The sequence below is a fragment of the Rhodococcus marinonascens NBRC 14363 genome, from assembly GCF_001894885.1.
GTDB classification, from domain to species: Bacteria; Actinomycetota; Actinomycetes; order Mycobacteriales; family Mycobacteriaceae; genus Rhodococcus_F; species Rhodococcus_F marinonascens.
In genome coordinates this window covers 58,556-72,731 of the sequence record NZ_BCXB01000003.1, presented here as the reverse complement: position 1 = coordinate 72,731, position 14,176 = coordinate 58,556, and the positions used below count along the sequence as shown (strand labels likewise).

At 65.6% G+C, this 14,176-nt stretch carries 12 protein-coding genes; 1 reads left to right on the top strand and 11 read right to left on the bottom strand.

Annotated elements, in window-relative coordinates; translation table 11 throughout:
* Positions 1–13 precede the first annotated feature (13 nt).
* Positions 14–2,368: a Tex family protein gene (locus RM2_RS03980; protein ID WP_084721637.1), complete on the bottom strand. Its 2,355-nt coding sequence runs from the start codon at positions 2,366–2,368 to the stop codon at positions 14–16.
* A gap of 75 nt (positions 2,369–2,443) precedes the next feature.
* Here RM2_RS03980 and RM2_RS03975 point away from each other — a divergent pair, with 75 nt between their 5' ends.
* Positions 2,444–3,433 carry a serine hydrolase gene (locus tag RM2_RS03975; protein ID WP_072687723.1) on the top strand — a complete coding sequence of 330 codons (990 nt, stop codon included), beginning with the start codon at positions 2,444–2,446 and terminating at the stop codon, positions 3,431–3,433.
* 1 nt (position 3,434) lies between these two features.
* Here RM2_RS03975 and trmD read toward each other — a convergent pair whose 3' ends face one another.
* The 10 genes from trmD to ftsY all read right to left on the bottom strand — a co-directional run bounded on the left by trmD (position 3,435) and on the right by ftsY (position 14,155).
* On the bottom strand, positions 3,435–4,127 hold the full coding sequence (gene trmD / locus RM2_RS03970; RefSeq protein ID WP_072687549.1) for a tRNA (guanosine(37)-N1)-methyltransferase TrmD: 693 nt from the start codon (positions 4,125–4,127) through the stop codon (positions 3,435–3,437).
* 10 nt (positions 4,128–4,137) lie between these two features.
* On the bottom strand, positions 4,138–4,689 hold the full coding sequence (rimM, locus tag RM2_RS03965) for a ribosome maturation factor RimM (protein ID WP_072687548.1): 552 nt from the start codon (positions 4,687–4,689) through the stop codon (positions 4,138–4,140).
* 13 nt (positions 4,690–4,702) lie between these two features.
* Positions 4,703–4,945 (bottom strand): RNA-binding protein, encoded by a 243-nt coding sequence (locus RM2_RS03960; protein WP_072687547.1) that lies wholly within the window; start codon positions 4,943–4,945, stop codon positions 4,703–4,705.
* A complete protein-coding gene (rpsP, locus tag RM2_RS03955) occupies positions 4,942–5,409 on the bottom strand; it encodes a 30S ribosomal protein S16 (RefSeq protein WP_072687546.1) in 468 nt (155 codons plus the stop codon). Before rpsP ends, RM2_RS03960 begins: the two co-directional genes overlap by 4 nt.
* A gap of 179 nt (positions 5,410–5,588) precedes the next feature.
* Positions 5,589–6,674: an amidohydrolase family protein gene (locus tag RM2_RS03950; RefSeq protein WP_072687545.1), complete on the bottom strand. Its 1,086-nt coding sequence runs from the start codon at positions 6,672–6,674 to the stop codon at positions 5,589–5,591.
* Positions 6,675–6,677: 3 nt separating this feature from the next.
* The gene (ffh, locus tag RM2_RS03945; RefSeq protein ID WP_072687722.1) at positions 6,678–8,264 is read right to left on the bottom strand and encodes a signal recognition particle protein; all 1,587 of its coding nucleotides are present in this window, start codon (positions 8,262–8,264) and stop codon (positions 6,678–6,680) included.
* A gap of 76 nt (positions 8,265–8,340) precedes the next feature.
* A complete protein-coding gene (locus tag RM2_RS03940) occupies positions 8,341–10,893 on the bottom strand; it encodes a [protein-PII] uridylyltransferase (RefSeq protein ID WP_072687544.1) in 2,553 nt (850 codons plus the stop codon).
* Positions 10,883–11,221, bottom strand: coding sequence for a P-II family nitrogen regulator (locus RM2_RS03935; RefSeq protein ID WP_072687543.1), 339 nt, complete (start codon positions 11,219–11,221; stop codon positions 10,883–10,885). Before RM2_RS03935 ends, RM2_RS03940 begins: the two co-directional genes overlap by 11 nt.
* 55 nt (positions 11,222–11,276) lie before the next feature.
* The gene (locus RM2_RS03930) at positions 11,277–12,536 is read right to left on the bottom strand and encodes an ammonium transporter (protein ID WP_072687721.1); all 1,260 of its coding nucleotides are present in this window, start codon (positions 12,534–12,536) and stop codon (positions 11,277–11,279) included.
* 218 nt (positions 12,537–12,754) lie between these two features.
* The gene (ftsY, locus tag RM2_RS03925; RefSeq protein WP_072687542.1) at positions 12,755–14,155 is read right to left on the bottom strand and encodes a signal recognition particle-docking protein FtsY; all 1,401 of its coding nucleotides are present in this window, start codon (positions 14,153–14,155) and stop codon (positions 12,755–12,757) included.
* Positions 14,156–14,176 lie beyond the last annotated feature (21 nt).

Here is a 14,176-nt window from a genome sequence, read left to right as displayed (position 1 = left end):
CTCGGCGGCCGAATTACTTGCCGAAACCCGCCTTTCGCAAGGCGTCGGCCATCGACCCACCCGGCGCGGACCGGGACTCGCGTCCACCCTGCTGTGGTTTCCCGCCCTCGGGACGCTCCTGCTGTGGCTTCCCGCCCTCGCGACGCTCCTGCTGTGGCTTCCCGCCCTCGCGACGCTCCTGCCGTTGGCCGGACCGGGGGCCGTCGTTCTTGCGACCGACCGCTCCCACCTCGTCGTCCAACCGTAGGGTCAGCGCGATCCGCTGGCGGGCCTCGTCCACCTCGAGAACCTTCACCTTCACCACGTCACCCGACTTCACGACATCACGGGGATCCTTGACGAAGTTGTGGGACATCGCTGAAACATGAACGAGTCCGTCCTGGTGCACGCCGACGTCGACGAATGCGCCGAATGCCGCCACGTTGGTGACGACCCCCTCCAACGTCATTCCCGGCTTCAGATGGGACACCTTCTCGATGCCGACAGCGAACGTGGCCGTCTTGAACTCCGGACGGGGGTCGCGCCCCGGTTTCTCGAGTTCTCCGACGATGTCGGTGACCGTGGGGAGACCGAACCGGTCGTCAACGAAATCCGCAGGATTCAGATTGCGCAGGGCCGATGTATTGCCGATGATCTCGCGAACGCCTCCGCCGCTCGCGGCAACGATCTTGCGTACCACCGGATAGGCCTCGGGGTGGACGCTCGATGCGTCGAGCGGGTCGTCACCGTTGGGAATACGGAGGAAGCCTGCGCACTGCTCGAAGGCTTTGGGACCGAGCCTCGTGACATCCCTGAGTCCTTTGCGGGTGCGGAACGGGCCGTTCAGGTCACGGTGCGCGACGATGCCCTCTGCCAGTGACCCGGCGATCCCGGATACACGGGACAGCAACGGCGCAGACGCCGTGTTCACGTCGACACCGACGGCGTTCACGGCGTCCTCGACGACGGCGCCCAGCGACCGAGCGAGCAGCGTCTCCGATACGTCGTGCTGGTACTGCCCGACACCGATCGACTTCGGGTCGATCTTCACCAGTTCCGCGAGGGGATCCTGCAGACGACGGGCGATGGAGACGGCGCCGCGGATCGACACGTCGAGGTCGGGCAACTCCGCAGATGCATACGCCGACGCCGAGTACACGGAAGCCCCGGCTTCGGACACCACGATCTTCGTCAGGTTCGTGGCGCCCAACTTGGCGATGAGCTCGGTCGCGAGCGCGTCCGTCTCACGGGAGGCGGTTCCATTCCCGATGGCAATGAGCTCGACGCCGTGCCGAGCGACAAGACCGGCGAGAGTGGCCAGGGAGGCATCCCACTTGTTATGCGGCTGATGAGGATAGATCGTCTCGTGGGCCACAACCTTGCCGGTGGCGTCCACGACGGCGACCTTGGTGCCGGTCCGGAAGCCAGGGTCCAGGCCCATCGTGGCCCGGGTACCGGCGGGTGCCGCCAGCAGCAGGTCGCGCAGATTGGTGGCAAACACGTCGACGGCGTCCCTCTCCGCCGACTGGCGCAGACGCATCCGGGTGTCGATACCCAGCTTGACGATCAGCTTGGTCCGCCACGCCCACCGCACGGCGTCCAAAAGCCACCTGTCGGCGGGACGACCGCGGTCGGCGATGCCGAAACGTCCCGCGATCCGGCCTTCGTAGATCGTGGGCTCCCCCGGGACCGACTCCTCCGTCTGAGGCGCCACGGTGAGCGTGAGCACCTCTTCCTTCTCACCGCGTAGCACCGCGAGAATCCGGTGGGACGGAAGCTTGGCGAACGGCTCGGAGAACTCGAAATAGTCGGCGAACTTCGCGCCCTCGGTCTCCTTGCCCTTACGGACCGCGGAGACCAGTTGCCCGCGGGTCCACATCAGCTCGCGAAGCTCGCCCACCAGGTCGGCGTCTTCCGCGAAGCGCTCGACCAGGATCGCGCGTGCACCCTCGAGTTGTTCCGCCGTGTAGGACGCAGGATCGGTCGAAGGATCGGTGATCAACGCGTCGGCGACGGGCTCGTGGCCGGCTTCGCGCGCAATCTGCGCCTTCGTACGAACCTTCGGCTTGAAAGGGAGATAGATGTCCTCGAGGCGCGCCTTCGTGTCGGCGACCATGATCTGCCCACGCAACTGATCGTCGAGTTTTCCCTGCGAGTCGATCGACTCGAGCACAGCAACCCGGCGCTCGTCCAATTCCCGGAGGTACCGCAGACGTTCCTCGAGTTGGCGGAGCTGAGTGTCGTCCAGCGTTCCGGTGATCTCCTTGCGGTAGCGGGCAATGAAGGGCACGGTCGCACCGCCGTCGAGAAGATCCACGGCCGCGGCGACCTGCCTTTCCCGAACGTCGAGTTCCTCGGCAATACGCTGGTTCACGGTCCTGAGAATCACAGAAATCGACACTACCGCTAGGCTGAGACAATGGCGTCGGCGGTGATGCCGTCATTGAAAACTCAGGAGAAGGTTATGCCCAGGCCGGCCTGGTACCTGGCGGTCGCTGCCCTCTTGCTCGGCGCGGCACTCATCAGCACGATCCCCACGGACACGAACACCGTGGTCGCCACCCAGACCCCCGACGGGTCCTCCACCGCGACGAACCTCGAACCCCTTCCAGCCGCGAATGTTTTCCCTGTCGCACCTCTCGTCGAACGCATCTCGGCGGCGGTCGCGACGGCCTCTGCGGCCCGCGGCGCCGACGTGTCGATCGCCGTGCTCGACCGCGCCACAGGAAGCTACCTGGAGTCGGCGGGCAGTCAACCGATCGAGACGGCGTCACTGTCCAAACTGTTCATCGCCGCCCAACTGTTCCACCTCGACGCCCTCGGCGAGCGGCCGATCTCCCAGTACGACCGCCTCCTCTTGGCGCCGATGCTCGAGTCCTCCGACGACAACGCCGCCAACACACTCTGGAGCGATCTCGGCGGCAGCGACATCGTGCCCGATGTCGCATTCCGCTACGGGCTCACCTCCACCACCGCACCCAGGGACGGCATGTGGTGGAACACCGAGACCACGGCCGCAGATTTGGTGACGTTCTATGTCGGGCTTCTCCACGACCGCGACGGCATCGGGCCCGACCGCAGCGCCGAGTTCCTGGGCTACCTTCGCTCGGCGACTCCGATGGGGACCGACGGCTACGACCAGAGGTTCGGCATTCCTGATGGACTATCGGGCGAGAAGGTCCTCGGGGTGAAGCAGGGCTGGATGTGCTGCGTGGCGAGCCGGTGGATTCACCTGTCCACCGGGGTGATCGGCGAGGACAACCGCTACGTTCTGGTCGTCGCGTCGCGGGAGAACATCACATACGACGACGGCGAAGAGGGGTACCCCGATACGGCGTCCATGGACGTGACGGGAGACTCCAGCGCCCGGCACGCCCGGGACACCGTGACCGACGTCGTGAGGACGCTCTTCCCCAGCGGTGTGGTCGACGACTGGGCGAAGCCCCAAAACTAGTTCAGGGCAACAGGTCCGGTCGCCGTTCGGCGGTACGCCGCAGCGACTGCTCGCGGCGCCAGGCGGCCACCCTGCCGTGATCCCCGGACAACAGGACCGGAGGCACGTCGAGTCCGCGCCACGTGGCAGGCCGCGTGTAACTCGGGCCTTCCAGGAGACCGTCCGAAAACGAATCCTCCTGGTGCGATTGCTGATTGCCCAGGACACCCGGGATCAACCGGACCAAGGCCTCCGTCATCACCAGTACGGCCGCCTCACCTCCGATGAGGACGTAGTCGCCGATGCTCACTTCTTCGACGCGCACGCGCCGGGCGGCGTCATCGAAGACGCGCTGGTCGATTCCCTCGTAACGCCCGCAGGCGAAGACGATATGCTTCTCTCCCGCCCAGCGCTCGGCGATCGCCTGCGTGAAGGGGACACCTGCGGGAGTGGGGACGACGAGAAGGGTGTCGACGTCGCTGCCACCCTCGTCGAGGATGTCGTCGAGGGCCGGGCCCCACACGGTGGGTTTCATCACCATTCCGGGGCCGCCGCCGTATGGAGAATCGTCTACGGCCTTGTGGAAGTCGTGCGCCCAGTTCCGCAGGTCGTGCACGTCAACGGAAATCAGACCGTTGTCGATTGCCTTGCCCAACAGCGCCGCTCGCAGCGGTTCCAGATACTCGGGAAAGATGGTGACCACGTCGACACGCATGGCTACCTACTCACTTCCCGTAGGCGGATTCACCGAAATCGGGATCGAGCAACCCCTCCGGCGGATCGATTTCAACGACGCCGTCTGCCACGGACACCGACGTGACGATCGCGGCGACGAAAGGAACGAGAAGGTCGCCGGACTGATCGCCGGCACGGCGAATCGAAAGCAATTCACCTGCGGCCGAATGTAATACCTCGATGACCGTGCCCACCTCGGTGCCGTCGGCGAGACGCACCGAAAGACCTTCGAGTTCATGATCGTAGAATTCGTCGGGGTCATCCGACGGCTGGAGGTCTGCACTGTCGATGACGAACAGTGTGCCCCGCAACGCATCTGATTCTGTGCGACCCGAGACACCCTCGAGACGCAGCAGAAGCCGCCCGGAATGGTCCCGGGCGGCTTCCACCGTGTAGGTACTCAGATTCTGCTCGCGTGGCTTGCGTCCCCGCAGTACGGCACCGACGGCGAATCGATCCTCGGGTTCGTCGGTGCGAACCTCGACCACGATCTCACCCTTGATGCCGTGCGACTTGGCGACCCGGCCTATGACGAGCTCCACTGTGGGACGGCCTCTACTGATCCGTGTCGATGACATCGACACGGATCCCGCGGCCACCGATACCAGAGACCAGTGTGCGCAGGGCGGTCGCGGTACGGCCACCCCGGCCGATGACCTTGCCGAGGTCGTCAGGATTGACGTGGACCTCGACGGTGCGCCCCCGACGCCCGGTCATCAACTCGACACGAACGTCGTCGGGGTTGGCGACGATGCCACGAACGAGGTGCTCCACGGCATCGGCGACGACGGCACTCACTTCTGTGCAGCCTCGGAGTTCTCAGTAGCCGCCTCGGCGGGAGCCTCGGCGTCGGCGGCCTTGGTCTCGTCGGCCTTGGCCTTCTTCTTCTTGGGGGTGATCGCCTCGGCAGCCGGCTCGCTTTCTGCCTGCGCGAGAGCCGCCTGGAACAGTTCGAGCTTGGTCGGCTTGGCTTCCTTGACACGCAGGGTGCCCTCGGCGCCCGGGAGCCCCTTGAACTTCTGCCAGTCACCGGTGATCTTGAGAAGCGCCTCGACGGGCTCGGTGGGCTGTGCACCGACGCCGAGCCAGTACTGAGCGCGCTCGGAATTGATGTCGATCAAAGAGGGCTCTTCCTTCGGGTGGTACTTGCCGATCGTCTCGATCGAACGGCCGTCGCGGCGGGTGCGGGAATCGGCGACGACGATGCGGTACTGCGGGTTCCGGATCTTGCCGAGCCGGGTGAGCTTGATCTTGACAGCCACTGCTGTACTTCTCCTTCGGGGCGCACACAAGTGTGCCCACGTGTCACGTGCAATTCAGCGACGCGCAGGAATAGCGCGTCCGGTTTTGCCTCTAGCCTGTGACCGCCGCTCGGTGCGTAACCGGATGCGACGAACAGCGCCCCATTCTGCCAGACGAACACCTCGCGCGTGAAACCAGGTCATCTGGTTTTGACGACGTTCCCTCGCAACACAACGACATCAGGCGCGGCGAGGGCATCGCTGCTCACGCGGGGGTCATTCCGGAAGACCAGCAGATCCGCCGCTGCGCCCGCCTCGAGTCCCGGGTGCCCGAGCCACGTCCGCGCGTCCCAGCACGCGGCACCGAGCGCCTCTACGGGTGACAGCCCGACCGCCTTCAGCTCCTCGACCTCGTCGGCGATGCGGCCATGGACGATCGATCCACCGGCGTCGGTTCCCGCGTAAATCGGGATACCCGCCTCCCGGGCAGCACCGATCGTGTCCTTTGCCCGTGAGTGCAGATCGCGCAGGTGAGCGGCGTAGATCGGAAACCGCGAGGCGGAGTCGGCGATCTGCGGGAAGGTCGCGATGTTGATCAGGGTCGGGACGAGCGCGGTGCCGTGGGCAACCATCAGTTCGATCGTCTCGTCGGTGAGCCCGGTGCCGTGCTCGATACAGTCGATTCCCGCATTGATCAGGCCGGGGAGCGCGTCCTCGGCAAAAACGTGTGCGGTGACGCGAGCGCCTTCGCGATGGGCTGCTTTGATAGCTTCGACGAGGATGCCATCGCTCCACAACGGGGCCAGATCGCCGGTGGAGCGGTCTATCCAGTCGCCGACAAGTTTGACCCACCCGTCACCAGCCCGGGCCTGCCTGACCATCTCGGCCGGCAGTTGCGCTTCGTCCTCGAGATCGACCGGGAGTCCCCGGATATATCGCTTTGGGGCGGCGATGTGCCGTCCGGCCCGGACGATGCGCGGCAGGTCGGGGCGGTCGTCGACCCACCTGGTATCGACCGGAGAACCGGCGTCACGGATCAGCAGGACACCGGCATCGCGCTCGGTTTCCGCCTGGGCTATCAGCCCGCCCACGCTCTCGCCTCCACCGCAGCCGAACTTTATGCCGACGTGACAGTGTGCGTCTACCAGTCCGGGAACAATCCATCCCGATTCGCACACAGTCTCGGCACCGGGAATCGGCTCCGCCGAGATGACACCCTGGTCCACCCAATACTCGACCTGACGCTCATCGGGAAGACCGGTCCCCCGAAAGTGCAGCGCCCCCACCGATTACTTCTTAGGCAGCTTCAGCTCGGACAGGTCGATGCCCTCGAGCCCGGGCGGCAGTTCGTCCAGGCCCTTTGGCATTTTCGACAGATCGGGCATGCCCGCGGGCAAACCTCCGGGCGGCATGCCCGGGAACCCGCCCGGCATTCCGCCGGGAAATCCTCCGCTGACCTTCGGCGGCGTCGGTCCCCTGCCGCCCTTCTTTCCCTTCTTGCCCTTCTTGCTGCGCTGCGGCTTGCGCGCACCCGGCATGCCCATGCGCCCGGCCATTGCGGCCATCATCTTGCGGGCCTCGTAGAAACGGTCGACGAGCTGGTTGACGTCGGACACCTTCACGCCTGAACCGTTCGCTATCCGCAGCCTGCGGGACGCGTTGATGATCTTCGGATCCTCGCGCTCGCCGGGGGTCATGCCTCGGATGATGGCCTGCACGCGATCGAGTTGCTTCTCATCGACATTCGCGAGGGCATCCTTCATCTGACCGGCACCCGGGAGCATCCCCAGGATATTGCCTATGGGTCCCATCTTGCGGACGGCCATCATCTGCTCGAGGAAGTCCTCGAGGGTGAGCTGGCCGGCACCGATCTTCTGGGCGGTAGCCTCGGCCTGTTTCTGGTCGAAAACCTGCTCGGCCTGCTCGATGAGGCTGAGCATGTCGCCCATGCCCAGGATGCGGCTGGCCATCCGGTCTGGGTGGAAGACGTCGAAGTCTTCGAGCTTCTCGCCTGTGGACGCGAACAGGATGGGCTGCCCGGTGACCTCACGGACGCTGAGCGCGGCGCCACCGCGTGCGTCGCCGTCGAGCTTGGTGAGCACGACACCGGTGAATCCGACACCTTCGCGGAACGCCTCTGCGGTGCTGACCGCGTCCTGACCGATCATCGAGTCGAGAACGAAGATCGTCTCGTCCGGGTTCACGGCGTCACGGATTCCCGCGGCCTGAGCCATCAGGTCGGCGTCGATTCCGAGACGGCCGGCGGTATCGACGATGACCACATCGAACTGCTTGTTGCGTGCTTCCTCGACGCCGGCGCGGGCAACCTCGACTGGATCGGCCGCACTGATACCCAACTCGTTGTCGCCGCCGCCGATGGACGTGCCCGGATGGGGGGCGAAAACCGTGGCTCCCGCACGCTCACCGACGATCTGCAACTGGGCGACCGCGCCGGGCCGTTGCAGGTCGCAAGCCACGAGCAGCGGGGTGTGCCCCTGGTCGCGCAGCCATTTCGCGAGCTTGCCGGCGAGGGTCGTCTTACCCGAACCCTGCAAACCAGCGAGCATGATGACCGACGGCGGCGTCTTGGCGAAGGCCAGTCGACGCGTCTCGCCGCCGAGGATCCCGACGAGTTCCTCGTTGACGATCTTGACGACCTGCTGCGCCGGGTTGAGTGCCCCCGAGACCTCGACGCCCTTGGCACGCTCCTTGATCTTGGCGATGAACGCGCGGACCACGGGCAGCGCGACGTCTGCCTCGAGTAGTGCCAACCGGATCTCACGGCACGTAGCATCGATGTCGGCTCCGGAAAGGCGACCCTTGCCACGCAGATCCTTGAGGGCTCCGGTCAACCTGTCGGAAAGGGATTCGAACACCGAGTGGGCTCCTGAAGTCATACGAGTATGCGATGGACATTCTCGGGCACCAGCGTAGCCGCTCGCGCCCGGCCGATCACTGCACCCCACCGTCCTCCGGCGTCTTCGGCTTCGTCAGCGGAACCACGCCCAAAATCGCACGCTCGACCTCGCCCCTCCTTCTTCTGGTGTCACCGTCACCGAGGGCGAGGCAGAACGAGTCGATCATCGATGATCCCAGGGTGCTTACGCGGGCCCAGAGAACATCGGCTCCGCAGGTGTCGAACGCGTCGGCCAGACGCGACAGCAGACCCAGCCTGTCTTCGGCCCTGAGTTCGAGAATGCTTTCACCGGGGGACGTGGTATCAAACCAGATGACCCGCGGCGGGGCCTGCGCGTACTGCACTGGAACCGCGGGTTCGCCGCGTTCCTCCATGGCTGCCACACGCCGGTTCTCGCGAGCCTCCTCTTCCTTGGCCGCGAGCATCTCGAGCAGGTTCACCTCCCCTGCCAGCGCACGGATCAGTTCCTGCCGGAGCAGACCCGCCTGCGGCGGCGCTCCGAACCTCGGAGACACGACGAACGAGTCGACCGCCGACCCCTCTGCACTGCCCAGCGACGCCGAGTAGACCCGCAGGGAGTTCAGCGCAAGAACACCCGCCGCCTTAGACAGCAGACCTCGTTGATCGGGAGCGATGACGGTCACCACATAGGTGTGCGGGCTGTCCGCCGGAAGCAGTACGACGTGAATGCCGCCCGCCGCTGCCAGAGCGAGATGTTCCGGATCGAGCGGATCAGGTGCGGGCAGAACCTCACCTGCGATGACCAAGCGGCACCGCCGCACGAGTTCCCCGATCAAGGAGGACTTCCAGCCCCCCCACATGCCCGGACCCGTGGCCAGCGAATCGGCCTCCGTCAGCGCGTGCAACAACTCCAACAGCACGCCGTCGCCGCCGAGCGTCTCCACAACCCTCTTCACCGTCTCCGGATCGTCGACGTCACGACGCGTCGCGGTGTCCGGCAGCAGCAGGTGATGGCGCACGATGGCCGTCAGCATCGCGACATCGGACGGCCACAGCCCGAGTCGCTTACCGATCTGCGTGGCCAGTTCGGCACCGACCACACTGTGGTCGCCGCCGCGCCCCTTGCCGATGTCGTGCAACAGGGCGGCCAGCATCAGTAGGTCGGGCCGTGCGACCCTGGTCGTGAAACCGCTTGCGTAGGCGGCGGTCTCTACGAGATGACGGTCCACTGTCCACGTATGCACGGCGTCCCGAGGTGGCAGATCTCGTACGGCACCCCACTCGGGCAGCAACCTGCCCCATAGTCCGGTCCGATCGAGCGCCTCGATCGGCGCGACGGCACGACTGCCCGACCCGAGCAGCACCAGGAGGTCGTTCACAGCTTCCTTCGGCCACGGCTCACGCAGTTCCGGAGCACTGTCGGCCAGACGATTCAGTGTGGACGCCGACATCGGCATGCCTGTACTCGCGGACGCCGCCGCGACCCGCAGGACGAGCCCGGGATCCTTCCCCGGTCGTGCGTTGCGCGCCAGCACCACTTCACCGGCGTGCTCGACCACACCCTCGTCGAGGGGGCGCCGCACCGGTGGTCGACGGAGCCTGTCCAAGCCGCGTCGCGGCAGGGCGTTGCCCGCAGTCCGCACACCGACGTCCACCGAGTAGCTGATGGTGCGCGCGGCTTCGCTGAGCATGCGTGCGAGGTCGAAACGATCACCGATCCGGAGCGCCGCACCGATTTCGTCGGCGTCCTGCGCGTGTAGCTGATCGCGGGAGCGGCCGGCCACCCGGTGCAGTTCGGTACGAACGTCGAGCAGCCGACGATGCGCGAGAGCCAGTCCCCCACCGGGCGATTCGGGACCGAGCCCGGGCATGCCGTCGGTGAGCTGTGCAATGGACAGCGCGTTCAGCAGTTGTACGTCCCGCAGCCCACCACGACCGCTCTTCAGGTCGGGCTCTGCACGGTGGGCGACCTCACCGCTGCGCTCCCACCGCGACTTCGTCTGTGCGATGAGTTCGTCGAAGCGGTTGCGGATGTCGGTGCGCCACTTCCGGCGTATCCCATTGATGAGCAGAGTGGTCAACTCGACGTCGCCGACGATGTGGCGGGCTTCGAGCATTCCCTGAGCCGCCGTGATATCCGTGTCCGCCACATGGAGGGCCTGGGGGACGGTGCGAACGCTGTGGTCGAGTTTGATGTGCGCGTCCCACAACGGATACCAGAGCTGGTCGGCTATCTGAGAGACGACCGCAGGATCCATGTCCTCGTGCAGCAGGAGGAGATCGAGATCCGAGTACGGCAGCAATTCCCGCCTGCCGAGTCCACCGACGGCGACGAGCGCGAAGCCGCTGTCGTGCCTGATGCCGATCTCGGCGCCCTTCGTCGACAACCAGTTCTCGTGCAAGTCGGCGAAAGCATCTCGCAGAGCAGCGGAATCGAGCTGCTGTCCGCGACCGGCAGGATTTGGTGAGTCCTGGCCGGACTCGGAAACACCGGTGAGCAGTTGCCGACGCGCGCGGGCCAGGTACGCCGCCTCGTCAGAGCAGCCTGACGCAACCGGCCCTGGTCCCGCCGCCTTGGCGGCGGGACCAGGGCCGGATTTGCCGAACCCGTTGGGGTCAGAGGGCATCCGTGCCGCGTTCCCCGGTACGCACCCGGATGACCGACTCCACCGGCGAGACCCAGACCTTGCCGTCACCGATCTTCCCGGTGCGGGCGGCTTCCACGATCACCTCGACGACCTTGTCCACAGCCGCATCATCCACAACGACCTCGACCCTGACCTTCGGTACGAAATCGACCGAGTACTCGGCTCCTCGGTAGACCTCGGTGTGACCCTTCTGGCGGCCGTAACCCTGGACCTCGCTGACGGTCATGCCGAGCACGCCCGCCTGCTCGAGTCCCGTCTTGACGTCCTCGAGGGTGAATGGCTTGACGATTGCGGTGATCAGCTTCATTTCGTTGTCCCTTCCCAAACTCTCCGGTACTCGGTGCTCACTCTTTCACTGCGGATCACACGAGGTCGTACGCGGTCTCCGCATGTTCGCCCTCGTCGATGCCCTGGGCCTCCGTTTCGGCGGACACCCTCCAGCCCATCGGTTTCAGGGCGAACGCAATGATCGCAGTCAGGATTCCGGTGAAGACCAGCGCAAACGCTGCGATGACGAACTGAACGACCAACTGCTTGTAGTCACCACCGTAGAACAAACCAGTCGACGTTCCGAAGAACCCGATGGCCACGGTGCCCCACAGTCCGGACACCAGGTGCACACCCACGACGTCGAGGGAATCGTCGTAGCCGAACTTGAACTTCAGTCCTACGGCGAGGGCCGAGAGAATGCCGGCGACCGCGCCGAGTGCGAGCGATCCGACCGGACTGAGGGCGCCGGCCGCAGGAGTGATGGCGACGAGACCGGCCACCGCGCCCGAAGCAGCACCGAGGCTGGTGGCGCGACCGTCCCGGATCCGCTCCGTCAACAGCCAGCCCAGGATCGCCGCGGCGGTCGCAGAGGTCGTGTTGACCCAGGCCAGGCCGGCGTTGCCGTCGGCGGCGAAAGCCGAACCAGCATTGAAGCCGAACCAGCCGAACCACAGCAGGGCCGCACCGAGCATCACGAAGGGCAGGTTGTGCGGGCGGTACGCGGTCTTACCGAATCCGGCGCGCTTCCCGATGATCACGGCGAGAACGAAGGCAGCGATACCGGCATTGATGTGCACCACGGTGCCGCCGGCGAAATCGATCGGGGCGACCGAAGCAACCAAACCACCGTCACCGTCGTCCGTGGTACCGAATATCTTGGCCGCCAGGCCATCCTCCGATCCCGACAGTAACCCACCGCCCCAGACCATGTGGGCGAGCGGGAAGTACACGATCGTGACCCAGACGCCGGAGAACAGCATCCACGTACCGAACTTCACACGCTCGGCGAGCGCACCACTGATCAGCGCGGTGGTGATGATCGCGAACGTCACCTGGAAGGCCACATCGATCACGTTGGGGTACCCGAAGGCGCCGGCGATGAAGTTGCCGTCCGCATCGGTGATGGTGTCCTTCAGTCCGAAGAATTCGAAGGGGTTCGCGAAGATGCCGCCGATGTCCTGGGTGCCGTAGGACATCGACCAACCCCACAGGACATACACGGTGGCGATGACGGCCATCGCACCGAACGACATCATCATCATGTTCAGCACGGACTTGGACCGGGACATGCCGCCGTAGAAGAACGCCACACCTGGCGTCATCAGTAGGACCAGGGATGCGGACATCAGCATCCATGCGGCATTGCCGGAGTTTGCCAACACTTCCTCGGGACTCACTTACTACCTCCTAGTCGCGCGCTGGTCTGCACGCCGTTGGGAGTAGCTTGGATTCTCGGTGTTTCGGATTTGCCACCCCACTGTTGCGCGTAGGTGAACGCAGGGGCCAATTGTGTTTCGTACAGGTTTCGCCAGGGGGTTGGTCAGCCCGGTTCCGGCTAGCGGTGGCCCGGTTATCCAAGCAGCGCGTCGATGAAGGCTTCCGGCTCGAACGGCGCGAGATCGTCAGCGCCCTCGCCGAGGCCGACGAGCTTCACCGGAACCCCCAGTTCGTGCTGCACCTGGAAGACGATGCCGCCCTTCGCGGTGCCGTCCAACTTGGTCAGCACGACACCGGTGATGTCGACGACCTCCGCGAACACCCGCGCCTGAGCCAGGCCGTTCTGGCCGATGGTCGCGTCGAGGACGAGGAGGACGTCGTCGACCGACGCCTTCTTCTCGACGACCCGCTTGACCTTGCCGAGTTCGTCCATCAGCCCCGTCTTGGTGTGCAGGCGACCTGCGGTGTCGATCAGTACGACGTCGACGCCGTTCTCGATTCCCTTCGCCACCGCGTCGAACGCGACGGCCGCCGGGTCCGCCGCGTCCTTACCCCGGACCACTTCAGCGCCCACCCGCTCGGCCCACGTCTGGAGTTGGTCCGCCGCGGCGGCGCGGAACGTGTCTGCAGCGCCGAGCAGCACACGCCTGCCATCCGCTACGAGAACGCGGGCAAGCTTGCCGGTGGTAGTGGTCTTGCCCGTGCCGTTCACACCGACGACCAGCAGGACCGCAGGGTGATCCTCGTGCGGGACAGCCCGGATCGAACGGTCGAGTTCGGGTCGCAGCTCGGCGATCAGAACCTCACGCAGCAGTGCGCGAGCGTCGGCTTCGGTCCGGACGCTCCGCGATACCATCAACTCTCGGAGTGACGTGACAATCTTCGTGGTGGTAGCTGTGCCGAGATCGGCGATGAGGAGAGTGTCCTCCACCTCTTCCCAGGAGTCCTCGTCGAGGTCGCCTCCGCCCAACAATCCGAGCAGGCTCTTACCGACCGCGGACTGTGAACGAGACAGGCGCCCACGCAGGCGGTCGAGACGCCCCTCCGTGGGAGCGATCTCGTCCAGTACAGGTTTGTCCAGTACAGGGGTGGCGGGAGCCGGTTCAGGTACCGGCTCGACCTCGGGTGCGACGACGGGTTCATAGGTAACCACCGGTTCGGGTGGGCCCGCGGGCACCTCACGCTCAGCTTCGGGGGCCTCGACCTCAGGCTCCGGTTCGGGGGCCTCGACCTCACGCTGGGGTTCCGGTGCCTCGACCTCACGCTCGGGCTCGATTGGTGGCTCGGGTTCCGGTACCGGCTTCGGCAGCACCGGTTCACGCGGCGGAGCCGTGGCGGTCGACCCCTGGCTGAAGTTGAACCCTCCGCCGGCCTGATAGCCGCCCGACCGGTCCTTCTCGGGAGTCCCGAGCTCCGGCTTCGCGGGTGCTTTCAGCGAGATCCGCCGACGCCGATACAGCACCGAGCCGACGACGAGGACGACGAGCAGTACGGCCAATATGGCCGCTAGGGCAATCCAGGCTCCGGTAGTCACGACGCCATTGTTTCAGGCCAC

What these genes read in the sequence shown, in the direction of transcription:
- RM2_RS03975 (WP_072687723.1), top strand. Translation starts at nt 2,444, where the DNA reads ATGCCCAGGCCGGCCTGGTACCTGGCGGTCGCTGCCCTCTTGCTCGGC.
- trmD (WP_072687549.1), bottom strand. Translation starts at nt 4,127, where the DNA reads ATGCGTGTCGACGTGGTCACCATCTTTCCCGAGTATCTGGAACCGCTG.
- RM2_RS03940 (WP_072687544.1), bottom strand. Translation starts at nt 10,893, where the DNA reads ATGCCCTCTGACCCCAACGGGTTCGGCAAATCCGGCCCTGGTCCCGCC.
- RM2_RS03935 (WP_072687543.1), bottom strand. Translation starts at nt 11,221, where the DNA reads ATGAAGCTGATCACCGCAATCGTCAAGCCATTCACCCTCGAGGACGTC.
- RM2_RS03930 (WP_072687721.1), bottom strand. Translation starts at nt 12,536, where the DNA reads ATGCTGATGTCCGCATCCCTGGTCCTACTGATGACGCCAGGTGTGGCG.